This window comes from Photorhabdus heterorhabditis, assembly GCF_001280945.1.
GTDB classification, from domain to species: Bacteria; Pseudomonadota; Gammaproteobacteria; order Enterobacterales; family Enterobacteriaceae; genus Photorhabdus; species Photorhabdus heterorhabditis.
Window position 1 is genome coordinate 74,076 of sequence record NZ_LJCS01000002.1, and the last position, 22,180, is coordinate 96,255.

The 22,180-nt window shown below is 42.0% G+C and carries 22 protein-coding genes and 1 pseudogene; 6 read left to right on the forward strand and 17 right to left on the reverse strand.

Going from position 1 to position 22,180, the window contains the following annotated elements; genetic code table 11:
- Window positions 1-99 precede the first annotated feature (99 nt).
- The 10 genes from AM629_RS01270 to AM629_RS01315 all read right to left on the reverse strand — a co-directional run bounded on the left by AM629_RS01270 (window position 100) and on the right by AM629_RS01315 (window position 10,434).
- Entirely contained in the window at window positions 100-549 is a 450-nt protein-coding gene (locus tag AM629_RS01270) for a phage tail protein (protein WP_054475397.1), read from the reverse strand.
- Between the two features lie 852 nt (window positions 550-1,401).
- A complete protein-coding gene (locus AM629_RS01275) occupies window positions 1,402-3,345 on the reverse strand; it encodes an exoribonuclease II (RefSeq protein ID WP_054475400.1) in 1,944 nt (647 codons plus the stop codon).
- Window positions 3,346-3,480: 135 nt separating this feature from the next.
- Complete coding sequence (gene nth / locus AM629_RS01280; RefSeq protein ID WP_054475403.1) at window positions 3,481-4,119, reverse strand: endonuclease III; 639 nt, start codon at window positions 4,117-4,119, stop codon at window positions 3,481-3,483.
- 1 nt (window position 4,120) lies between these two features.
- Window positions 4,121-4,819: an electron transport complex subunit E gene (locus AM629_RS01285; protein WP_054475405.1), complete on the reverse strand. Its 699-nt coding sequence runs from the start codon at window positions 4,817-4,819 to the stop codon at window positions 4,121-4,123.
- Complete coding sequence (gene rsxG / locus AM629_RS01290) at window positions 4,816-5,445, reverse strand: electron transport complex subunit RsxG (RefSeq protein WP_054475408.1); 630 nt, start codon at window positions 5,443-5,445, stop codon at window positions 4,816-4,818. Before rsxG ends, AM629_RS01285 begins: the two co-directional genes overlap by 4 nt.
- 9 nt (window positions 5,446-5,454) lie before the next feature.
- Complete coding sequence (rsxD, locus tag AM629_RS01295) at window positions 5,455-6,534, reverse strand: electron transport complex subunit RsxD (protein WP_054475411.1); 1,080 nt, start codon at window positions 6,532-6,534, stop codon at window positions 5,455-5,457.
- Between the two features lie 12 nt (window positions 6,535-6,546).
- Complete coding sequence (gene rsxC, locus AM629_RS01300) at window positions 6,547-8,679, reverse strand: electron transport complex subunit RsxC (protein ID WP_054475414.1); 2,133 nt, start codon at window positions 8,677-8,679, stop codon at window positions 6,547-6,549.
- Complete coding sequence (rsxB, locus tag AM629_RS01305; RefSeq protein ID WP_054475416.1) at window positions 8,672-9,304, reverse strand: electron transport complex subunit RsxB; 633 nt, start codon at window positions 9,302-9,304, stop codon at window positions 8,672-8,674. The genes rsxC and rsxB overlap by 8 nt, the downstream gene beginning before the upstream one ends.
- A complete protein-coding gene (gene rsxA, locus AM629_RS01310) occupies window positions 9,304-9,885 on the reverse strand; it encodes an electron transport complex subunit RsxA (RefSeq protein WP_054475418.1) in 582 nt (193 codons plus the stop codon). Before rsxA ends, rsxB begins: the two co-directional genes overlap by 1 nt.
- Before the next feature lie 108 nt (window positions 9,886-9,993).
- Complete coding sequence (locus AM629_RS01315) at window positions 9,994-10,434, reverse strand: DUF2569 domain-containing protein (RefSeq protein WP_054475420.1); 441 nt, start codon at window positions 10,432-10,434, stop codon at window positions 9,994-9,996.
- Window positions 10,435-10,619: 185 nt separating this feature from the next.
- On the opposite strand from AM629_RS01315, the gene AM629_RS01320 reads away from it, so the two are divergent.
- Together AM629_RS01320 and AM629_RS01325 are read left to right on the forward strand one after the other, a co-directional pair.
- Window positions 10,620-11,657 carry an oxidoreductase gene (locus AM629_RS01320; protein WP_054475421.1) on the forward strand — a complete coding sequence of 346 codons (1,038 nt, stop codon included), beginning with the start codon at window positions 10,620-10,622 and terminating at the stop codon, window positions 11,655-11,657.
- A 65-nt stretch (window positions 11,658-11,722) separates the two neighbouring features.
- Window positions 11,723-12,700, forward strand: coding sequence for a bile acid:sodium symporter family protein (locus AM629_RS01325; protein WP_054475423.1), 978 nt, complete (start codon window positions 11,723-11,725; stop codon window positions 12,698-12,700).
- 253 nt (window positions 12,701-12,953) lie between these two features.
- Here AM629_RS01325 and AM629_RS01330 read toward each other — a convergent pair whose 3' ends face one another.
- Both AM629_RS01330 and AM629_RS01335 read right to left on the reverse strand, forming a co-directional pair.
- The gene (locus AM629_RS01330) at window positions 12,954-13,346 is read right to left on the reverse strand and encodes a hypothetical protein (protein ID WP_054475426.1); all 393 of its coding nucleotides are present in this window, start codon (window positions 13,344-13,346) and stop codon (window positions 12,954-12,956) included.
- A gap of 166 nt (window positions 13,347-13,512) precedes the next feature.
- Window positions 13,513-13,914: a hypothetical protein gene (locus AM629_RS01335; RefSeq protein ID WP_054475428.1), complete on the reverse strand. Its 402-nt coding sequence runs from the start codon at window positions 13,912-13,914 to the stop codon at window positions 13,513-13,515.
- A 307-nt stretch (window positions 13,915-14,221) separates the two neighbouring features.
- Between AM629_RS01335 and vapB the strand changes: the two genes are divergently transcribed.
- The 3 genes and pseudogenes from vapB to AM629_RS21700 all read left to right on the forward strand — a co-directional run.
- Window positions 14,222-14,455 carry a type II toxin-antitoxin system VapB family antitoxin gene (gene vapB, locus AM629_RS01340; RefSeq protein WP_054475430.1) on the forward strand — a complete coding sequence of 78 codons (234 nt, stop codon included), beginning with the start codon at window positions 14,222-14,224 and terminating at the stop codon, window positions 14,453-14,455.
- On the forward strand, window positions 14,452-14,871 hold the full coding sequence (locus AM629_RS01345) for a type II toxin-antitoxin system VapC family toxin (RefSeq protein WP_054475432.1): 420 nt from the start codon (window positions 14,452-14,454) through the stop codon (window positions 14,869-14,871). The genes vapB and AM629_RS01345 overlap by 4 nt, the downstream gene beginning before the upstream one ends.
- 53 nt (window positions 14,872-14,924) lie before the next feature.
- Window positions 14,925-15,185 (forward strand): annotated as a pseudogene (locus AM629_RS21700) (CcdB family protein); the annotation flags it as partial.
- A gap of 135 nt (window positions 15,186-15,320) precedes the next feature.
- On the opposite strand, the gene add reads toward AM629_RS21700, so the two are convergent.
- From add to manA, 3 genes are all read right to left on the reverse strand, one after another.
- On the reverse strand, window positions 15,321-16,322 hold the full coding sequence (gene add / locus AM629_RS01350) for an adenosine deaminase (protein ID WP_054475434.1): 1,002 nt from the start codon (window positions 16,320-16,322) through the stop codon (window positions 15,321-15,323).
- A 78-nt stretch (window positions 16,323-16,400) separates the two neighbouring features.
- The gene (locus AM629_RS01355; RefSeq protein ID WP_054475436.1) at window positions 16,401-17,948 is read right to left on the reverse strand and encodes a YdgA family protein; all 1,548 of its coding nucleotides are present in this window, start codon (window positions 17,946-17,948) and stop codon (window positions 16,401-16,403) included.
- Window positions 17,949-18,083: 135 nt separating this feature from the next.
- A complete protein-coding gene (gene manA, locus AM629_RS01360; protein WP_054475438.1) occupies window positions 18,084-19,259 on the reverse strand; it encodes a mannose-6-phosphate isomerase in 1,176 nt (391 codons plus the stop codon).
- Window positions 19,260-19,492: 233 nt separating this feature from the next.
- Between manA and fumC the strand changes: the two genes are divergently transcribed.
- On the forward strand, window positions 19,493-20,887 hold the full coding sequence (fumC, locus tag AM629_RS01365) for a class II fumarate hydratase (RefSeq protein WP_054475439.1): 1,395 nt from the start codon (window positions 19,493-19,495) through the stop codon (window positions 20,885-20,887).
- Window positions 20,888-20,949: 62 nt separating this feature from the next.
- On the opposite strand, the gene AM629_RS01370 is transcribed toward fumC, so the two are convergent.
- Both AM629_RS01370 and xre read right to left on the reverse strand, forming a co-directional pair.
- Window positions 20,950-21,429: an RES family NAD+ phosphorylase gene (locus AM629_RS01370; RefSeq protein ID WP_054475441.1), complete on the reverse strand. Its 480-nt coding sequence runs from the start codon at window positions 21,427-21,429 to the stop codon at window positions 20,950-20,952.
- Window positions 21,426-21,875 (reverse strand): type II toxin-antitoxin system antitoxin Xre, encoded by a 450-nt coding sequence (gene xre, locus AM629_RS01375; RefSeq protein ID WP_054475443.1) that lies wholly within the window; start codon window positions 21,873-21,875, stop codon window positions 21,426-21,428. Before xre ends, AM629_RS01370 begins: the two co-directional genes overlap by 4 nt.
- Window positions 21,876-22,180 lie beyond the last annotated feature (305 nt).

The window sequence follows — 22,180 nt, forward strand, 5'->3', positions numbered from 1 at the left end:
CGTGAACTGTAGGATGGTGAATTTAGTTGGACGGATAGCAGTCGTGCCAAATTTTGAGAATCATTTTGTCCCGTCTGATATATCAGTCATAGAGATGCTTTAAGCTGCCTGAATGGTTACCCGATCCGCAGTCAATTTTATTTCTTGAACCGCAATATCATTGCTGGTGGCATCAAAAGAAGGGGAAGTTAATGAAGTTGGGAACGCATTTGCTACGCTCCAGGTCATTAAAATCTCGGTACCGGCTTCATTGGTCAGGTTAATTGCAACGTCTTTTTTCTCAACCTGATTAAGCTGAATGGAATTAAGCCAGTCAAAAAGTTTAGTATCCCCAGGGAATACGCCTTTACGTAGCGTAATATTGATTAACTGACGTTGACCCGGCATTTTATAGTAATTACCGGTACCATCTTTGTATTCTATTATGTCATACGTAATATCCAGTCCTGAAACACTGTTGAAAGGGATTTGTTCATCACCAACGGAGACAACAAATCGATAAGTAGGAATAGGATAATCAACAGCGATTTGATCTGTAGTTGTGGTCATAATTATTTCCTTTATTTTTCATTTATACCCATTATCTTTCAAATTGCCTCTTTGTTGGCTGCACTCACTCACCCCGGTCACAGAGTTATCTATGCTCCCGGGGATTCGCTCCCTTGCCGCCGCGATGCATCTTGAAATCCATAGGGTATATATTGCGAATTAAAAGCGATTATTGTTTTGTTTTTATTAGCACTGAGCTATAGGCAATAGCTACCGCACTAACCTGTTTTGCCTTGGTTGCTTTTTATACCCTTTATCTTTCAAGCTGCTGCTTTGTTGGCTGCGTTCACTTGCCGCCGCACTGCAATTTGAAATCTATTGGGTATAGAAACGTTACTCGGTGAATTTGAGATCACAGTGATGATCACGTTGGATTATAGTCAACTCGTATTAATTTCAAATATCAATTATTAATATTTAAAATTATCAATCAATAAAATCATTGCGATATAAATCATTTTGCAATCATATTGTTATATTTTTCTATGAAAGGATGAATAAATAGTGTGTTATAAGTTTTGATATATAAATGATGACGAGTTTAAGTAAAGAGATTTATTAACAGAAGGTTACGTATGCTTTTTTATCAGGTTTAATATGTCAGGTTATTAAGTTTTAATAACGAAGAGTGGGGGATTTATAGTTTTCATATAATAGAGAATATTTTTAAATATAAACTACAGCGATCACGCTGTAGTTTGATATATACCCGTCATCTTTCAAGCTACTGCTTTGTTGGCTGCGTTCACTCACCCCAGTCACATAGAGTTATCTATGCTCCCGGGGATTCGCTCCCTTGCCGTCGCGATCTATCTTGAAATCTATTGCTATAAATAGATTCAATGAGAAAAATCAGGCAACAGGGCGAGCGACAATATTGCGGGTTTCCATTCTTACCTCTTCAATACGAACATCGATAATGTCGTTTAATCGGTAAATAGCTTCACCTTTGATAAGCACGGTACCGGTTTCTTGACTACATTGCAGTTCATCACGCACGGCATGCAGGAATGGGGCGGGTATGAAGGCAACTGCGCCGTTATCTACCAAACGGACACGTAAACCGCCACGGGTAATATCGATGACTTCTGCGGTAAATGGTTGCTCTGTTCCTGCATGTGGTTGTAGGAAACGCGCATACAACCAATCTCCGACATCACGTTCAGCCATGCGGTTCAATCGGCGGCGCTCCGCCAGTTGCAGACAAGTTTCTTCTGCTGGTTTTCCTGCATCCGTTTTTTGAATAATGGCTTTCAGTAAACGATGGTTAATCATGTCGCTGTATTTACGGATTGGGGATGTCCAGGTAGCATAAGAATCAAAACCAAGGCCAAAATGAGGACCCGGCTCAGATTTAATTTCTGCAAAAGTTTGGAAACGGCGAATACGGCTATCGAGGAATTGGGTGGGTTGTTTATCTAATTCACGACGTAACTTGCAGAAGCCATCCAGTGTCAATAATTCTTCCGCATTTGCATCAATATCGTTTTCTTTTAGTAATTCAATCACTTGTTCAATTTGGAGTGGTTCAAAACCTGTATGAACATTGTAGATACCGAAACCAAACTTATCACATAGTATCTTTGCTGCGCATAGGTTGGCTGTGATCATGGCTTCTTCAACAATGCGGTTGGCTGCCCGACGTTGTTCTACAACGATATCCAGTACATAACCATTTTCATCAAGGACAAAACGGTAGTCAGGGCGATCTTTGAAAATAAGTGCATGCTGATGGCGCCATTGATTACGACGATCGCTCACTTCTTTCAGAAGAGTAATTTGAGTAGCAATGGACTCAGAAGAAGGTTTCCAGTTACCTTTTTCTTCCAGCCAGTCAGAAACTTCGTCGTAAACTAGCTTCGCTTTTGATTCAACCCAGGTGGAGAAAAACGCAATATCATCACCAAGTTGCCCGTCTTCGAGAATGGAAACCTGACAAACCAGTGCTGGGCGGCGAAGATTGGGGCGCAATGAACATAGATTTTCTGACAGATCGCGCGGTAACATTGGAATGTTGAAACCTGGCAGATAGTTAGTGAAAGCCCGCTGGTGGGCGATCTTATCGAGTTCGCTGTCAACGGCGATATAAGCTGTTGGGTCAGCGATAGCAATGCTGAGTTTCAGGCTACCGTCGTCTTGCTTAGCAACATGCAAAGCATCATCCATGTCTTCTGTGGTTGCACTGTCGATAGTGACAAAATCCAGAGAAGTTAAGTCTATGCGCTCAAGAGTACCATCATCCATCTGGCAATCAGCCGTCATGGTTGGAGCATTGCGTTCCAGATTATGGCGGGTGAGTGTTACCCACCATGGGGCGTAATGGTCGTTGCTTTCAGTAATGTAGCCGGTAACTTCTGCATGAAAGCCACGGCTTCCTTTTAATGGATGGTGGCGCATTTCAGCGACGGCCCAGTCACCATTCTGAAACGAATGAGTAACCTGATTGGTTGGGCGGCAAGGGATAGTATCTTTTATCAGCGGGTGGTCAGGAACGATCCACAGTCGATTGTCATTTTCTTTTTTCTGAATACGGCCAACGAAGCGATTTAGAAATGGTTCGATCAATGATTCTGGTTCAGCGATCTCTCTTTCTTTATCAGTATGAATAGCCGCGGTAATCCGATCGCCATGCATCACTTTTTTCATTTGTGGAGGAGGAATGAAATAGCTTTTTTGCCCATCGACTTCCAGAAATCCGAAACCTTTTTCGGTGCCTTTGACCAAACCTTCTACACGAAGGGTTTGGGAGTAAAGTTGCTGTTTTAGCTGCGCAAGCAGCGGGTTGTTTTGAAACATAATATCCGGAGAAAGTTGGAGGTTATTATCAGATAGTTTTGGAACAATAGTTTTACGCGAATCGGCGGTGTCGAGCAAGCAACATCTGCAAAATAGCGTAAAACAGCATGGAAATTGCGGTAAAAATTATAATAGTTACTCTGGGTAAATTTTTTCTTTAAATTCACATAGATCTTCAATAATGCAAGAACCACAGCGAGGTTTACGGGCTATACAAGTATAACGACCATGTAAAATAAGCCAGTGATGACAATCCACTTTAAATTCAGCGGGAACAACTTGCAGTAACTTCTTTTCGACTTCATCAACGTTCTTACCGGGAGCGAAGTAGGTACGGTTACAAACCCGGAAGATATGTGTATCGACAGCAATCGTTGGCCAGCCAAAAGCGGTGTTTAATACCACATTGGCTGTTTTGCGGCCAACACCCGGTAATGCTTCTAACGCAGCGCGATCTTCAGGAACTTCGCCTGCATGTTTTTCCAGCAGGATTCGGCAGGTTTTAATGGTGTTTTCTGCTTTCGTGTTATACAGGCCGATGGTTTTTATGTACTCTTTCAGCCCATCAACACCCAGATTAAGTATTGCCTGAGGGGTGTTGGCAACGGGATAGAGCTTCGCTGTGGCTTTGTTAACACTCACATCGGTAGCCTGGGCTGAAAGCAATACTGAAATAAGCAGTTCGAATGGTGTTGTAAAAACCAACTCAGTCGTTGGTTTTGGGTTGTTATCGCGTAAGCGCGTTAAAATTTCGATACGTTTTTGGCTGTTCATATTAAGTAGCGCTCTCCGATCCTTGTGACATAGCAACTGCATTGCTTTTTTCTTTTATTGCTCTGGTTTTCATTTTTTCATCAATAAGGTATTTCGCTGCCAGCATTAATCCAAGGCCAATAAAAGCACCGGGCGGTAGGATGGCTAGCAAGAAAGGGGAATCCATATGGACGATTTCTATTCGTAATGCTTTAGCCCAATGGCCCAGAAGCAGATTAGCGCCATCAAATAAGGTTCCGTTGCCGAGAATTTCCCTCATGGCACCGAGAACAAACAGGGCAAAAGTAGCGCCTAATCCCATTGACAAGCCATCGATGGCAGAAGGTATAACCGGATTTTTAGCGGCATAGGCTTCCGCACGACCAATAACAATACAGTTAGTCACGATTAATGGAATGAAAATTCCTAATGATTCGTACAGACCAAAAGCGTAGGCGTTAATCAGCATCTGTACGGTACTGACAACCGAAGCAATGATCATTACATAAATCGGGATACGGATTTCATTGGGTACCCAACGGCGTAGGCAGGAAACTGCAATGTTGGTACAGACCAGAACCAATGTGGTTGCCAGCCCTAAGCCAAGAGCGTTGGTTGCAGTAGAAGACACCGCCAGTAGTGGACATAGTCCAAGAAGCTGCACTAAAGCGGAGTTATTTTTCCACAATCCCTGGACAAATAAGTTTTTGGTTTCACTCATGATTTTTCTCCACAGGATTCTAAAGAAGAGAGATGTTCAGGTAGGGTTTTTAAATAAAGAGCGGTCCGTTTGACAGAGTTTACCACAGCACGTGGGGTAATCGTGGCACCGGTAAATTGATCAAACTCACCGCCATCTTTTTTCACTGCCCAGTGTTGGTCATGATCTGATTTTATGATTTTCCCTGAAAACACATTGATCCAGTCTGAAATTCGGGTTTCGATTTTATCGCCCAGGCCGGGGGTTTCATGATGTTCTGTTACTCGAACACCGAACACTTTTCCTGAGAAATCTGCACCAACCAGCAACTGAATGGCACCTGAATAGCCGTCCGGTGCTGTACTTTCCAGCGCAGCTGCTACTGGCTGGCCATTTTTGCGGGCCAGATAGAGACGATGAGGTAAGTTATTTCCCAGAGCATCAGCACTTACCAGATAGCATTCGGTTTGTATATCGTTGTCATACAGTTCTGGAGGAATGACCTGATCAAGCAATGACTTGTGCTGTAATGCGGCTTGCTCAGCGATAGTATTTTGAGTTAATGAGTTCACGACTGCGGTCAGTCCGGTGGTAAATGCAGCAAAGATAGCTAGTGTGATGCCGTGACGTCGCATGGTTTCTAACATAACGGCTCCTTATTTATGCCCGTAAGCGCGGGGTTGAGTGTAATGGTCGATGAGTGGAACGGTGATATTTGCCAGTAAGACGGCAAATGCGATTGCATCAGGATAACCACCATAAACACGGATGACCCAGACTAGCAAGCCAATCATAGCGCCAAAAATGAGACGGCCTTTAGGGGTCGTGGAGGCACTAACAGGATCTGTGGCAATAAAGAATGCGCCCAGCATGGTTGCGCCTGAAAGCAATTGCAGCAATGGCGGGGAATAACGAGTTGGATCAACCAGCCAGCTTGCGAGTGCACACAGACCTAATGCCAGGATAAATGCTACTGGAATTTGCCAACTGATAACTTTTCTGTTTAGCAGAATAAATCCACCAACAAGATAAGCAATGTTGACCCATTGCCAGCCAATACCTGCCAGAGAGCCTTGTAATATTGGTTGATGCAGAACGTCATCAATATTATGAGTGAGTAAACCCGTTTTGAAACTATCCAAGGGGGTGGCTTGACTTATTCCGTCGAAACCTTGTTGCAACTGTTGTAATGTCGCGCCATTGGGAGTGTGGCCGGTGAAGATCACCATCAGGCTGTCTAGTGGGGTAATTTGAGTTGCCAGTAAATCCATGGGAGGCAACCAACTGGTCATTTGGACAGGAAACGATATTAGCAGCACCACATAACCTACCATTGCGGGGTTAAATGGGTTTTGTCCAAGACCGCCATATAGATGTTTAGCAATAATCACCGCGAAAACTGTTCCCAATACAATCAGCCACCAGGGAGCGAGCGGCGGAAGGCTGATCCCCAAAAGTAAGCCTGTCAGTAGAGCAGAATTATCTTTCAAGCGCGTGATAATTGCTTGTTTACGCAGAGACAAGGCAAGTGATTCCGCAAGCAGGGCGGTAATCACTGCAAGCAGGAGCTGGAACAATGTCCCGTAACTAAAGAAGTAAGTTTGTACAACTATACCGGGTATAGCTGCCAGCACGACCCACAGCATAATACGGCTGGTGCTTTGCTGGTTGTGTGTAAAAGGCGAACTGGCGACTTTTAGCTTTTTATTATCAGTTTGAACGGGTCTGAATTTCATTTATAACAATCACTATTCTGTTGAAATTTTCTGCTGTTCCTGAGCTGCTTTCTTAGCCTTAACTCGGGCAATAGCGGCAGCCACCGCAGCTTTGCGTGGATCGATTTCTTCTGCGGGTGCAGGTGGAGCCTCGGTTTGGGTTTCAGTAACTTGCTGCGTTTGCGCGGTTTTTTTAGCTTTAACGCGGGCAATAGCGGCAGCCACTGCTGCTTTGCGAGGATCGATTTCTTCTACGGATGCAGGTGGAACTTCGGTTTGGGTTTCAGTAACTTGTTGCGTTTGCGCGGTTTTCTTCGCTTTAACGCGAGCGATTGCGGCAGCCACTGCATCTTTACGGGGATCTGGCTTTTCACTGGTTATAGATTCTGGTTCTGCTATTTCAGGTGACGTTGTCACCTCTTGGCTCTGAGCAGCTTTCTTTGCCTTAGCTCTGGCAATGGCTGCGGCTAATGCGGCTTTGCGTGGATCTTCTGATTCTGTTTGTACCGATGTAGCAGTATGAATATGTTCAGCCGCTTGTTTTTCCGCTTGGCGAACCCGAATCTGCTCTTTTCTTGCCTGACGAGCCGCTATTGCTGCTGAATTATCCGGTACTTGTCCCGGTTCTATGGAAACAATTTTGCCTGTGTCAGCCTGTTTTTCCCTTGCTCGGGAGAGTGCCGCTTGTACTGTATTTTTATCTTGATTATCAATCTGAACAGCCGCTTTTTTGTGTCTTTCCTCACGAGCCTGCTTTTCTCGTTCCATACGAGCTTGTTTAACTTCAAAACGAATTTTGGCTTCTGCTGAACGACGGTTTTCCTGATCTAATGCCTTAATTTCCGCTTTTTCCTGGCGATAGTATTGCACCAGAGGAATGTTGCTGGGACAGACATAAGCACAGGCACCACATTCAATACAGTCGAACAAGTTGTGATCGCGGGCTTTTTCATGTTCTTGACCACGGCTGAACCAGTAAAGTTGTTGTGGCAATAAACTAGCGGGACAAGCCTCCACACATAATCCACAACGGATACATGCTTCTTCCGCAGTATTTGCATCCATTTCTTGATGAGAGGGTGCCAGAATACAGTTACTGATTTTGACAACAGGTACATTCAGATCGGGCAGAGTGAATCCCATTAGCGGGCCACCCATAATCACCATCTGTTCTGATTGTGGTTCAAAACCGGCTAACTGGAGAAGAAATTGAACTGGAGTACCGATTCGCGCCCAGAAATTACCGGGGGAGGTTACAGCGTCACCAGTGACGGTCACCACACGTTGAATTAAGGGTTCGCCATCAATAATGGTTCTTTTGATAGCAACCACTGTGCCGACGTTCTGCATCAGAACACCAATAGCTGAGGAACGGCCACCGGATGGCACTTCTTCACCTGTCAGGATTTTGGTCAGTTGTTTTGCACCACCGGAGGGGTATTTGGTCGGGATAACCCGGACGATGATAGTTTTATCGCCTTTTAGTGCGGTTTTCAGTGCTCTTATTGCTTCTGGTTTATTATCTTCGATACCAATCAGTATTTGCTCAGGTTTAAGCAGATGTTCCAGAATACGAATTCCTTCAATTAATTCGTTTGAGTGTTCCTGCATAAGGCGGTCATCAGCGGTAATATAAGGTTCGCATTCTGCGGCGTTAATAATCAGCGTCTTAATACCAGAACGGCCACTTTGAAGTTTGGCGGCGGTGGGAAAACCCGCGCCACCTAAACCCGCGATACCTGCCTGATGGATTCGATTAAGAATAGTGTTTGCATCAAGTGATTGATAATCAGGTGTCTGAATGCGTTCACACCATTGATCTTCACCATCTGGGCGTAGACGAACACACAATTCTTTCAACCCAGATGGATGCGCTGTAATGCAAGGTTCAATGGCAATGATTGTACCGGAAGTCGATGCATGAACCGGTACAGTACGACCAGAGCCAAATGTCAGAGGTTGGCCTTTCTGCACCTTATCACCTGCTTTAACCAGTAATTCGCCTTCCGTTCCCAAATGTTGTTGTAATGGGATAATTAACTCTTCCGGTAGTGGTGCAATGCGCAATGGTGTTTGACTGGATTGCAGCTTCATTTCCGGTGGATGAATTCCACCGTCGAAATCCCATATTTTGTTTTTATGGAGTAAATTTAACAAATTAAACATGGTGTTCAGCCTCAATATTGTTAACAGGAATGTTTTTAACGAAAACATCTTGAGATGGCTGAACTGGGATATTTTTTACCGGAATGGTTTTCAAATCCCATTTCCAGTTGGAAGTGGTCGTTGCCACCGGGATCATGGCAATACAATCTGTAGGACAGGGGGCAACGCATAGGTCGCATCCAGTACATAAATCTTCAACAACGGTATGCATAGCACGGGTTGCGCCGATGATAGCGTCTACAGGGCATGCCTGGATACATTTGGTACAACCAATGCAATTTTCTTCATCAATAAATGCAACTTTGCGGATTGGGTTTTGTACGCTTTCATCTCCTTCCAGTGGCTGTGGATCGACACCAAGTAATTCTGAGATTTTCAGCATTGCTTGTTCACCACCGGGCGCACATTTGTTAATCATATCACCATTATTCGCTATGGCTTCAGCGTAAGGGCGGCAGCCGGGATAACCACATTGCCCACATTGACTTTGAGGCAGAATATTGTCGATGTTTTCAACAATAGGATCTTCTTCCACTTGAAAACGACGGGCAGCAAAGCCTAGGATTAAACCAAAAATTAACCCTAGTGCACTTAGTGCACCAATAGCAATCCATAACGATATCATCAGAACTTCACCAAACCGCTAAAGCCCATAAAAGACAGGGACATTAAACCTGCGGTGATAAGACCGATGGATGAACCCCGGAAAGGCGCCGGTACATCAGCAACAGCCAGGCGTTCACGAATAGCGGCAAACAGTACCATAACCAGAGAGAAGCCTGCGGCAGCACCAAATCCATAAATGGCAGATTGTAGAAAATCGTGTGATTGGTTGATATTCAACAGCGCTACGCCGAGTACGGCACAGTTAGTGGTAATCAACGGCAGGAAAATACCCAACAGCCGGTATAATGTCGGGCTGGTTTTGCGTACAACAAGTTCTGTGAATTGCACGACAACGGCAATGACCAGAATAAAGCTCAGGGTACGCAAATAGATTAAGTCCAGTGGTAACAAAATAAACGTATTCACCAGCCATGAACACACTGAGGCCAGTGTCATCACGAATGTTGTCGCAAATCCCATCCCGATGGCAGTTTCCAGCTTTTTAGAGACGCCCATAAAAGGACATAAGCCGAGAAATTTCACCAGGACAAAATTGTTAACCAATACGGTTCCAACAAATAAAAGAAAATAGTCAGTCATTGCTGTGCCTGAAAATGAAGTTTGTTTACTTTTTATAAAATTATAAATATGCCCTCATCTTACTGAGGGGCAATCTATTGTTATGATAACAATCAAAGAAAGTTGCGGTTATCGATCTTGTGTGAAAGTCATTTTGACCCGATGAGAGCGTTTAATATAGGGGACAAAAATAGCGGCTGCCAGTAATGGCCATGCTAATGCACGTAGAGCCATTTGATCAGGAATAGGGGAAAAGGTGAAAGTTTTCAATGCAATTAATACGGTAACAATAAGCCAAATAATAAAAGTTTGAGGGAATCTTTTTGACCGAATAAAAAGCAGTTTTAGGACCCATAGGGTGAAGCACCACATTACCGCCGTAATGACGACGGAAAGAAACCACATTAGAGTAAAGTGATGACTTCCAGTACTCAACATATTGTTCTGACTGAAAAAAATCATAATGTATAAGGCAAGCATGACACTGGCACTGAGAAATGTCATGATCAGGTAAGCTGCTGGGGCCAGAATCCAGCCATTAATTCTTTGGTAGTCATGGGCTTGATACATAAATCATTCCATTTAAAACTATGCGAAGGAAGAATAATAGGCGATTCTGTTGGGTTAGGAAATAGATTGATTGAAAGATTTTCAGAGCTGAGTTCAGAGATAATTTGTGAGACGGCTGTCGAGGGTGATATTTTTTACTGATATAACATTGCAGTTATTATTAAGAATAAATTTGAGGGGCTGTCATGAGTGGTTTGTTAAAGGTTGGGTTGGTAGGCTATGGTTATGCCAGTAAAACGTTCCATGCGCCATTAATTGCTGGGACTACGGGTGTTAAATTGACAGCAATTTCCAGCAGTGATGCAGAGAAAGTTAAATCAGATTGGTCAAATATTCCGGTGGTATCCAGCCCTGAAGATCTTTTTAATGATCCTGACATTGATTTAATCGTTATTCCAACACCTAATGATACTCATTACCCACTGGCTCAGAAGGCGCTGGCAGCGGGTAAACATGTTGTAGTGGATAAACCATTTACTATCACAGTTGAACAAGCTGAATCTTTAAAACAACAAGCTGAAGAAGCTGGATTACTCCTTTCTGTATTTCATAACCGTCGTTGGGATTCTGGTTTTCTGACCATAAAATCTTTAATTAAAGAAAATCGGCTGGGCAAATTGAAATATTTTGAATCTCATTTTGATCGCTATCGTCCAGTTATACGTCAAAGATGGCGTGAAGCGGCAGGGGAAGGAAGTGGTATTTGGTATGATTTAGGTCCTCATTTGCTTGATCAGGCGGTTCAATTGTTTGGTAAACCGCAATCTATTACGGCTGATTTGGGGATGATCCGTCCACAAGCCGAAGCGGCAGATTATTTCCATGTATTGCTGAATTACCCGGATATTAAAGTGGTTCTTCATGCGACAACAGTGGCAGCGGCTGAATCTGCTGTTTATACATTGCATGGTATGGAAGGCAGCTATGTGAAATATGGTCTTGATCCTCAGGAAGAACGATTGAAAGCAGGAGAAAGACCGCCACATGTTGACTGGGGATATGATATTCGTGATGGAATTATGACGGTGTCACGTGGAGAGGAGTTAGTAACTGAATATGTGCCGACTTTGCCCGGTAATTATTCTGCTTATTATGCGGCGATTCGTGATGCGATTACGTTAGGTAAACTCAATCCAGTAACGGCAAGTGAAGCTATTCAAATCATGAAGCTAATTGAAGCTGGTTCAGAATCGGCAAAACAACAACGTACAGTGGCAGTTTAGTCGTGACTTTTATTGATTAGTCCGGTTTACCGGGCTAATTATTTGCAAAGCAAGGAAAATGATAAATGACCTGGTGGCAAAGATTAAAAATAGATCCTTTTTTGATGGTATTAGTGACAGTCGTTGTTATTGCGACGTTCTTTCCTTGTGAAGGTGAAATTAAAGTTTGGTTTCAACGGTTAACGACGGCGGCTATTGCTTTGCTGTTCTTTATGCATGGTGCCAAATTATCCCGTCAAGCCATTATTGAGGGTATGGCGCATTGGCGGCTTCATTTGGTCGTTTTTCTCAGTACTTTTGTTTTGTTTCCAATTCTGGGGTTAGGGTTGGGTCTGTTGGTACCTGAGATAATGACATCAACGGTTTATTGGGGATTTCTTTATCTTTGTGCATTACCGGCCACGGTTCAGTCGGCGATTGCTTTTACTTCTGTTGCTGGTGGTAATATTGCTGCTGCTATTTGTAGCGCTTCGGCATCCAGTATTTTGGGGGTATTTTTATCGCCAATACTCGTCGGGCTAATGATCCATACACAGGGAGAAGGCAGCACTGATACGCTGGAAGCCATAAAATCCATTATTCTTCAATTGATGGTTCCTTTTATTGTCGGGCATTTGTCGCGGCCATTGATTGCTCGTTGGGTTGAGCGACATAAAAAACTGGTTAATATGACGGACCGGTCATCAATTCTTTTGGTGGTTTATGTGGCTTTCAGTGAGGCGGTGGTAGAAGGTATCTGGCACAAGATTGATGGTTATTCACTTCTGATGATTGGCGTTGTTTGCTGTATCTTGTTGGCGATTGTGTTGGTTATTAATACTTATATCTCCCGTTGGTTGGGTTTTAGTAAAGAAGATGAAATTACCATTGTCTTTTGTGGCTCGAAAAAGAGCTTGGCTAATGGTGTGCCAATGGCGAATGTTTTATTCCCGGCTGCGACAGTTGGCGTGATGTTGTTGCCATTGATGATTTTTCATCAAATTCAATTGATGGTGTGCGCGGTATTAGCGCAGCGTTATGCCCGGAGGTTAAAACGGGAATAGATATGTAAATGGTTGGAAAACACTTTCATTAGATCGAAGGAATACATCAGTTTTACAGCTGTGTAAAATATGCAAATAACACAAAGATGTGATATATATCACTACAAAAAATATAAAAAATGGGCATGTATATAATAATAGATTCGGGACGTTCAGTATATATTAGGATTACCTATAACGGTTAAAGTGAGCCTATGGTTTACCTTTTTTCAGGATGAATAAAACACAAAAGGTAAAAACCATAGGCTTTTTATTAATTCAGATGTCTAAGAATTTCATCTGATAATGTTTTGGATTCAATTGCTTGATAAAATCCCTTTTCTGGAGAAAACGTAGAAACAATTCTTGTTTTTATCACAGGCTTACCGTCAAAATAAATGAACATCTCTTTCCCTAAGTTTTTTTCTAAAAAAAGCTTGAACTTATCATTACAATTCAATCCTTTTTTAACCTTAATAAAAATGTTATTGGAATTTACAGATAACTGATTACCAGTTTCTCTTGCAGAAAGAGCCTGTTCTACACACGACTTAGATAGATGGAATGTTTCATTACCTGCTGTATAATCAAGGGAAAGTGGTTTTTTCTGTGAAACACACCCTGTAAGACCAAGAATAGTAGATAGTATAAGAATTAACTTAGTCATAGCGGTTTGCCCCCATTTTTGACTTTTGACATTAGTATTCTCAATTATAGTTACCAAACTAAGTTCTTTTACGCAAGTAATTGTGATGTTCAGATTGGATATATTTTTTAAATTGAACTGAGTTTCCGGTGCTCTATTATTTTGAAAACTATTTAGGGTAAACCATTTAATTTTTTAATGTGTTTACAATACTCATGGCTTGTTTTTTATCGTTTGCCCCCATTCTAAATGAAGGCGATAAAGCGGTTTGAATAGTCGTCGTGTACATAGGAATACCGTTGAATGATACTGTCATTTTGGTTCCAATGTTTTTAGTGATTAGAGCATTAAATTTAGGAAAACATTGTTTATCTTTCTTCATGACTACTGATAACTCATTATCCATTCCATCATGTGCTCCTAAATAATCGATTTGATCTGTACACGCTTGTGTTAAGACAAATTTGTCACCGGATGAAAATTCGAATTTTAACCCTTCTTTCGTTTGAATTAGATTATTTCGATTGTTTTTGTCGGAACATCCGGCTATTGCGGAGAGGAACATCATAATAACAAATAGATTTTTCATAATTTCGAACCTGTCATATTTAGAAACTACATATAGCCCCACTTAAAAACTAAGTAGGGCCATTAATAATATACTCTTACCAATCCCAAGTAACAATAACATTTTGTCCTGTAGAAAAGCTTTTACATCTTATTTTATCTATTCCGGCTTCTAAAGAGGGTAATTTTGCTGTCTATTTTCGTGTGGCAGGTGAGTCAACTCGGAAAGCGCTTAGTGGATATGAATAAAGGAGCATATGTTGACATATGCACGGTTTGGCATATACTATGCATATGCTAACTTATTAAGTTAATGGAGAGAATACATTATGAGAACAAGAACAGTTTCAGTGTTTAAAAATGGTAATAACCGAGCTATCCGTTTACCGAAAGATCTTGATTTTGATGGAGTGAACGAATTAGAGATTATCCGTGATGGTGATAGCATCATCCTACGCCCAGCAAAACCTAATTGGATCTCATTTAAAGAAGAAGAAAAAGCAGATAATGATTTCTTGATTGAACGTAATGATGTTATCGAAGATGGACGGGTTATTCTGTGAAAAAAGTCTACATGCTTGATACAAATATTTGTTCTTTCATTATGAGAGAACAACCTGTACATCTGCTTGAAAAACTTCAAGCGTGTGTAATGAAACGCCATACTATTGTGGTTTCAGCAATTACCTATTCAGAAATACGCTTTGGGGCAATAGGAAGGAAAGCATCACCTAAACATAATGTTTTAGTTGACGCATTTTGTGAACGTCTTGATGCGATTCTACCTTGGGATAAAGAAGCAATAGACGCAACAGTTATGATAAAAAAATGCTTATCTGATGTCGGAATGCCAATAGGTAATAATGCTACTGCAATAGCAGGACATGCAATTGCTGTTAATGCAATATTGGTAACAAATAATACCCGTGAATTTTCACGAGTCGAAGGGCTTAAACTCGAAGATTGGATGAAACCCTAATACTACAATTAAATTTTTTAACCTTAATAGATATAAATCTATGATAGGAAATAAGTGACATTATCGGGCAGTTAAACCGCCGAATTGTGATCCCACTGCTGCCAGTTGAAAAATATCCTGACAACAGTCGCCCTGTTCGAATGATCCCCCTTATCAGGCTGATAGACAACAAAGAATATGCTGTCATGACCCACGAACTGGCTAGTATATTTGTTCATGCTTTGGGGGCTGAATTTTGCGATGCATCGCAATACCGTAATCCGTTAAATATTTCTCGATTAATCAATGGGGGGATGAGTAGAGAAACATTATAAATCAGTATTGCTTACTATTGCTTTGGCGTATATCAAATAAAAAAACAGAAAAGAGCGAATAATTATGGTGCCATACGAAGCCGCTTCACTGACAAAAATCAGGAATGGAAAACCCATTCCTGCACTGTTTAATGTTTAACGGTTTGCTGCTTTTATTCGTAATGCTTGTTTTTCTGTATCACTGATAAAAGCAGTTTCTAATCCGTTTATCTGAGTCTGACGGATTTGAATGGCAGATAAACCTGCGGCAGGGGCGGCAACTTCATATTCATGGCGAATTTCGATACCTTCAACTGCCGGATCGTCTGTATTAATGGAAGCAAGAATACCTTTTTCCAAAAATCTTTTTAGTGGATGGTCCAGTAAAGAATTCACGGTGCTGGTTTGAAGGTTTGAGGTTAAACAGGCTTCAATTCCGATACGGTTTTCAACTAAATAATCCATTAGCGCCGGATCAGTAATCGCTTTTACCCCATGACCAATACGAGTTGCGCCTAACTCACGAATGGCTTGCCAAATACTTTCGGCGCCAGCCGCTTCACCAGCATGGACAGTTATTTTCCAGCCAGTATCACGGGCTTTAGTAAAATGAGACTGGAAAAGATGGCCGGGGAAACCTAATTCATCACCTGCCAGATCCAGTGCTGTAATATGCTGGTGGTGAGCCAGCAAGCCCGCCAATTCCTGAGTACAGGCTTTTTCTCCAAAAGTCCTGCTTAGAATACCGATAAGGCGAATGTCGATATCATTATTTTGGCGGGCAGAATAGATACCATCGATAACCGCTTCAACAACCCCTTCAATAGGTAATTGATGTTTCATTGCCATGTAATAAGGGGAAAAACGTAATTCTGCATAATCCAGACCAGCATTTACGGCATCTTCAACATTCTCGATAGCAACACGACGACAAGCATCTAAATCAGCCAGTACTGCCACACCCCAATCCAGTTTTTGTAAAAAGCTAACGAGATCGGGTTCATTTCCAATCACCTGTACATGAGGGCGCAGTAATTCCAGGTTATTAGCCGGAAGTTGAATATTATGCTGGTGGGCAAGATCTAAAATGGTTGCTGGCCGGATATTGCCGTCAAGATGGCGGTGTAAATCTGTCAATGGGAGCTGTATATCAATCATATTCTGGGTCCTTTTTTTATATAAAAAAGCCAGTCAGGTTTGTTGACTGGCTTTTTAGCGAAAGCGTTTATGGCTGTTTTATTGTGCCGGCGGCACAGTGCCTTCTACCTGTATATTTCCACTGCTGTGGGTATCATCTTCTGGCATCGTTTGCTCTGGTACTTCATCATCAGAAGATTCGGATAAACCATACTCAGACAAGAACTTAGGTAAGGACATTTTCTCACCGTTCATTTCTACATTACCGTTTGCATAGTTAAACTTGATGCTAATGGCGTCATTATCAACAGTGGTGATTTTAAACAATTTCCCAAATTGCTCCAATTGTTTTACTTGTTGCTCCGCATTTTCTTCAGCTCTGTCTTTATCCATACCATTAACCAATGATGCTTGGGTGGCGAATTCAAGTATCATTGGTTTTGGTAATGTCACATGCAGAGACATATCCTGAATCAAAGTGCGGATAGCTTCCTCTGTTTTCATTGAAGATAAGCTACTTTTATCTTTCGGTAAGTCTTGTAGATTCACTTTGTAATTAATCGTGCTTTCACCTTTGGTATTTTTCCAGGTTAATGGCTCGATACCAAATTGCGGATTATTTTTCAGCAGGATAGGCAAATTAGAAAAAACAGCGTCAATAACCGCTGTGTCTACAGCATCGGGAGAGAGATGATCAGAAGCGAGAGATTTGGCTGTGGCATCATTATATGCTTGGGTAAATTTACGCACGGCTTCACCATCCAGACGATCCGCTGTAATAGCAAATGTCCCTGAACCGAAATCAATATTTTTTAGTTTGAAACCATCTAAACTATACGTAATTTTCCCTTTCAGATTCGTTTCGTCTTCACTGATATTTGAACCCATTTTAAGGCCAGAGAGAACGATATCTTGGTTGTTGATACCTTTCAGGCTGATTTCCTGAATGTTGATGTTTTGATCACCCACATAGATATCAAATTTGCCTTTTTTATTGGACAGGTTTAAATCAACACCTTTAACAACGAAGTTTTCATCATTTTTGTTGATGGTCAGTTGGTCACTCTTTATTGTTAGTGAGATATCTTTCAGCTCGCGGCTGAGATCTGAAGTCAGTTTGGCGCCAGAGAAATTGAATTTAACGCCATTTTTTGCAAAATCGACGGGGATGATATCAACATCAGAAATAACAGAGCCACTATAGCTGACACGAGAATCAGCCGTGAACAGGGATTTTCCTTTCGTGACTTCAAATAATGGTTTTAGATCTTCATTATTTTCCAATTCGGAATGAACGGAAGCCATGCTAGGAATAAGGGTAAATTTCTTTATTTGTGCCAGCGGGAAAGGGCCATGATCAATCACAGATTTAATTGCAATCTCTTCACCTGGCTTGATTTCTGCGTTTTTAATACCTGCTTTAACCGTCAGGACAAGACGTACATCAGAACTAAACACTCCACGATGGAAATCTTTACTCTGTAATACCAAACCAGTTTCAGGGAATGCTTTTTCCAGCTCCGCGTTTGCGTGGGCAACAGATTGGCCGATATGTTGCTCGATTTGTTTACCAGTATACCATGAAGCACCCGTCCAGATTGCACCTAAGGCAACGATAACGCCTACTGCCACTAACGATTTTTTCATAATGGAGATCCATCCTTTTAGTACATATTTGCAAATAATATGTACTCTTCTAGTATAAAAATGGCTGTTAACATCACTTGAAATTTAAGTCGCACTTAACAGCCTGTGAATAAGTTTTAAACCCAGATTAGCGTATTATTGATTAAAAATCCGAGCAACCAAACCACAACCGTGAATAATCACAATCTTCTCGGCAGCAGATATAAATGCTGATTCGCCTGGGGAAATCCTTAATTGGTGTTCGCCAGATTGTATAACTGTTTGACCTTCAATACAAAAAACAATCGATGCTGAATTGTTCTCAAGAGTAATTGGCTGTTCTGATAAAGGATAAATGGAAAATGCAAAATCATTGATGGGAACAGGGAAGGTTTGCGCTGTTTTTTGCTGTTTTGGTAAGGTTAATAATGTGTTTACTGGTTTTGATACAAAATCAAGATTTGCCATTAACTCTGGAATGTCTATATGTTTATTGGTCAATCCAGCCCGCAGGACATTATCTGAGTTTGCCATGACTTCAAGAGCAACACCTTCCAGATAAGCGTGAGGTGTACGGGCGCATAAAAACATGGCCTGACCTGGTTTAAGTTCAATAACATTTAGCAAAAGTGGGCTAAACAGACCATTATCGTCAGGATAAAACTCCGCCATTTTTTTTATGGTATCCCAAGGCTCTCCGATGCGGCTGTTTAATGCTGACTTTAATACGCCAAGAGCCAGCTGTTTTTGTTTGCCGCTCATATTGAGTAATTGGCAAAATAAAAAAGCAAGATTTTGTTCATTCGGTTTTTGGATAAAAAATCGAATCTTGGGATGCGCCGCAGTAACAAATTCCAGTAATTGTACGATTTCGTTTAGCGGACGGAATCCATTGATTGCCCGAAAAGGGGTCAGGGCATAAACTAACTCAGGCTTATGGTTATCATCTTTATAGTTTCTTTCAGGTGAATCCAGTGGAATACCTGCGACATTCTCTTTGGTAAAACCTTCTTCTGCCGATTTTTTATCGGGATGAACCTGAATAGAGAGCGGTTGAGCTGCACACAAAATTTTAAATAAGAAAGGTAAACGGTGAAATGTATCTGCAACCTCTTTCCCTAAATATTTTTCTGGATCACTGGCAATGAATTCATTTAGGGCCACCGGTTTCCCCGTTTCAGGATTGACGACAATCGAACTGCTTTTAGGATGAGCGCCCATCCATAATTCAGCCATTGGCAGATTATCTGGATTTTCAACACCATAAATATCAGTCAGGGCGGTTTGGCTTCCCCAGGAATAGTGTTGGATCTGATTTATCATTTTAAACATGGCCGTTACTCTCTTTTTTAAAAAATCAATCTATTTCCTTGCGACTACAATACGATAAACACGACTTGGTCGGCATAATCAGGAACTAATATATGGCATGATAACAGAATGTTATACCCAATAAATTTCAATTTGCAGCGCGGCGGCAAGTGAACGCAGCCAACAAAGCAGCAATTTGAAAGATAACAGGTATATGCATATTCGATTATTCTGTGTGTTAAGGAGAGATAGTAATGGCAGCCACTCGCATTGAAAAAGACTCAATGGGGCCTATCGAAGTACCTGCTGACCAATTATGGGGAGCGCAAACTCAACGTTCACTTGAGCATTTCCGCATTTCGCAGGAGAAAATGCCGGTTGCATTGATCCACGCTCTTGCATTAACCAAACAGGCTGCGGCCAGTGTAAATATGGATTTGGGCCTTCTGTCGAAAGAGCGGGGTGAAGCAATTATTGCTGCCGCAAAAGAAGTACTGGAAGGTAAACATCCAACAGAATTTCCGCTTGCTATCTGGCAGACCGGTTCCGGAACACAAAGTAACATGAATATGAACGAAGTGTTGGCGAACCGTGGTAGCGAGATTCTTGGTGGGGTAAGGGGTAGCGAACGTCTTATCCATCCTAACGATGATGTCAATAAGAGCCAGAGTTCTAACGACGTTTTCCCAACCGCAATGCATGTTGCCGCAGTTATCGCGCTGCGTGAGCATCTTATCCCTGAGCTGAAAGTATTACAAAAAACACTGGCTGATAAAGCTGAAGCTTACAAGGATATCGTCAAAATTGGGCGTACTCATTTGCAAGATGCGACGCCACTAACACTGGGTCAGGAAATTTCCGGCTGGGTAGCCATGCTGACTCATAATCTGAAACACATTGAAGACAGTATTCCTCATGTTTGTGAATTGGCACTAGGTGGTACTGCGGTAGGTACAGGTTTGAATACACATCCTGAGTATGCCGTTCGCGTTGCTAAGAAGCTGGCTGAATTAACCAGCCATCCGTTTGTGACTGCACCAAATAAATTTGAAGCTCTGGCTACCTGTGATGCATTGGTTCATTCACACGGTGCACTGAAAGGTCTGGCGGCTTCAATGATGAAGATTGCCAACGATGTTCGCTGGTTGGCTTCCGGGCCACGTTGTGGTATTGGTGAAATTTCAATTCCTGAAAACGAACCAGGCAGCTCGATCATGCCAGGTAAAGTTAACCCGACTCAGTGTGAAGCCGTCACTATGCTTTGTGCCCAAGTGATGGGTAATGATGTTGCTATTAATATTGGTGGTGCATCTGGCAACTTTGAACTGAACGTGTTCCGCCCGATGGTTATTGATAACTTCCTGCAATCTATCCGCTTACTGGCTGATGGGATGCGTAGCTTCAATGAGCATTGCGCTGTAGGTATCGAGCCTAACCGTGAGCGTATCACTCAACTGCTGAATGAATCTCTGATGCTGGTAACGGCGCTGAATACGCATATCGGTTATGACAAAGCCGCCGAAATTGCTAAGAAAGCGCATAAAGAAGGGCTGACACTGAAACAATCAGCAATGAAACTGGGCTATCTGACAGAAGCTGAGTTTGACGAGTGGGTTCGTCCTGAAGATATGGTTGGTAGCTTGAAATAATTGCTGCTTTTACCATGAAAAACTAACCGGAGACGGGTGCTCCGGTTTTTTGTTTTACTATCTCATCTCAGATTATTTTTTTCCTTTACTAATCGAGAATCAATGCCGAAATCAAGGAGTTTAACCGTATTGATATACTTATGAAAATCCTTCGCCATGGGATTCAACATGACATTATTTTCGTAGGGGACGATGGCAGAGGGAACCATCAGACCAATGGAATGACTAACTTCGAACCATTCACTGCCTATTTCCATTGTGCAAGCCGGAGGGATGGGATCATTCCAATCAGGCGGTAACGTATCGATGTTTAAAATATCAATTTGGTTTTCTGGGATATCGATACTCAACAGCGAAAAATCAGCGAGAAGCTCATCATCTCCTACATGGACAAGTATTTCCAGCACAGCAAGAGAAATAGAAGTGGCGACATAGACCGCTGGTCTTCCTATATTGTGCCAGCGGCCACCATACAGTTTTCCTCCAGTACCGCTCCATGCTGATTCGACATACTTTGAACGGGTAAGTCGGTATAGGATCACGATACAATCCCGTGCTCAATTCTTCCTATAAGATTCATGACATCTAGTGCGCTACTTTCTGTATCGAGCATTGACTCAGGTGTGACGTATCCCAGACCTCGGATTGGGCGCTTCATCCATTGAGTTGCTTTATCTTTGTCACCGTTAAACAGATCTACCGCGTGATCCATTACACGAACGAATCGGGCAATCCGCTGACTTTCGTCAGCCGTGAATTTACCTTTACCTGAACGGCGCCTTGAATAGCTGCGTATTTGAATACCCGCGATCCGCAGGATATCTCCTTTACCGAATGTGGACCAATTTTGTATTTTCTCAACTATCGTGACTGGTAACCCTTCGTTTAATACTGCATTCAAATGTGGTCCACTGCTTGAAGGAAAACCCACTGTTCGCCAAAGTGGGGGAGGACTTTGGACTTTATGGCTTGGTGTAAAAACTTGCATAAGCACCTCGTTGGTCATCTGTCAATTTTATAATAGACAGATGACCTGAATAGGTCAAATAACAAGTGATTTGAGGATAAATCATAATAACTGTGTATACATACAGTTTTCCCTTGAAATGCAGGAGCTGATGTAGTAGTTTCGTATTCCCGGCATAGGGAGGGCTTTGGACTCAATACGTTATTCTGAAAAATTCATACGCTTTTTTAGCAAATCCGCCGTAAACTCTCTTTACGGCGGGTGGCATTCACTATACTGAATTTAGATTGTGAATTATACTCCATCGATTATTTTTGAATCCAAAA

Bases quoted from the DNA above. Each gene is read 5' to 3' on its own strand.
- AM629_RS01325 (WP_054475423.1), top strand. From the start codon at position 11,723: ATGACCTGGTGGCAAAGATTAAAAATAGATCCTTTTTTGATGGTATTA.
- rsxG (WP_054475408.1), bottom strand. From the start codon at position 5,445: ATGTTAGAAACCATGCGACGTCACGGCATCACACTAGCTATCTTTGCT.
- nth (WP_054475403.1), bottom strand. From the start codon at position 4,119: ATGAACAGCCAAAAACGTATCGAAATTTTAACGCGCTTACGCGATAAC.
- AM629_RS01335 (WP_054475428.1), bottom strand. From the start codon at position 13,914: ATGAAAAATCTATTTGTTATTATGATGTTCCTCTCCGCAATAGCCGGA.
- fumC (WP_054475439.1), top strand. From the start codon at position 19,493: ATGGCAGCCACTCGCATTGAAAAAGACTCAATGGGGCCTATCGAAGTA.
- AM629_RS01315 (WP_054475420.1), bottom strand. From the start codon at position 10,434: ATGTATCAAGCCCATGACTACCAAAGAATTAATGGCTGGATTCTGGCC.
- AM629_RS01275 (WP_054475400.1), bottom strand. From the start codon at position 3,345: ATGTTTCAAAACAACCCGCTGCTTGCGCAGCTAAAACAGCAACTTTAC.
- AM629_RS01285 (WP_054475405.1), bottom strand. From the start codon at position 4,819: ATGAGTGAAACCAAAAACTTATTTGTCCAGGGATTGTGGAAAAATAAC.
- AM629_RS01330 (WP_054475426.1), bottom strand. From the start codon at position 13,346: ATGACTAAGTTAATTCTTATACTATCTACTATTCTTGGTCTTACAGGG.
- manA (WP_054475438.1), bottom strand. From the start codon at position 19,259: ATGTTTAAAATGATAAATCAGATCCAACACTATTCCTGGGGAAGCCAA.
- add (WP_054475434.1), bottom strand. From the start codon at position 16,322: ATGATTGATATACAGCTCCCATTGACAGATTTACACCGCCATCTTGAC.
- xre (WP_054475443.1), bottom strand. From the start codon at position 21,875: ATGCAAGTTTTTACACCAAGCCATAAAGTCCAAAGTCCTCCCCCACTT.
- vapB (WP_054475430.1), top strand. From the start codon at position 14,222: ATGAGAACAAGAACAGTTTCAGTGTTTAAAAATGGTAATAACCGAGCT.
- rsxB (WP_054475416.1), bottom strand. From the start codon at position 9,304: ATGATATCGTTATGGATTGCTATTGGTGCACTAAGTGCACTAGGGTTA.
- AM629_RS01320 (WP_054475421.1), top strand. From the start codon at position 10,620: ATGAGTGGTTTGTTAAAGGTTGGGTTGGTAGGCTATGGTTATGCCAGT.
- AM629_RS01355 (WP_054475436.1), bottom strand. From the start codon at position 17,948: ATGAAAAAATCGTTAGTGGCAGTAGGCGTTATCGTTGCCTTAGGTGCA.
- rsxD (WP_054475411.1), bottom strand. From the start codon at position 6,534: ATGAAATTCAGACCCGTTCAAACTGATAATAAAAAGCTAAAAGTCGCC.
- rsxA (WP_054475418.1), bottom strand. From the start codon at position 9,885: ATGACTGACTATTTTCTTTTATTTGTTGGAACCGTATTGGTTAACAAT.
- rsxC (WP_054475414.1), bottom strand. From the start codon at position 8,679: ATGTTTAATTTGTTAAATTTACTCCATAAAAACAAAATATGGGATTTC.
- AM629_RS01270 (WP_054475397.1), bottom strand. From the start codon at position 549: ATGACCACAACTACAGATCAAATCGCTGTTGATTATCCTATTCCTACT.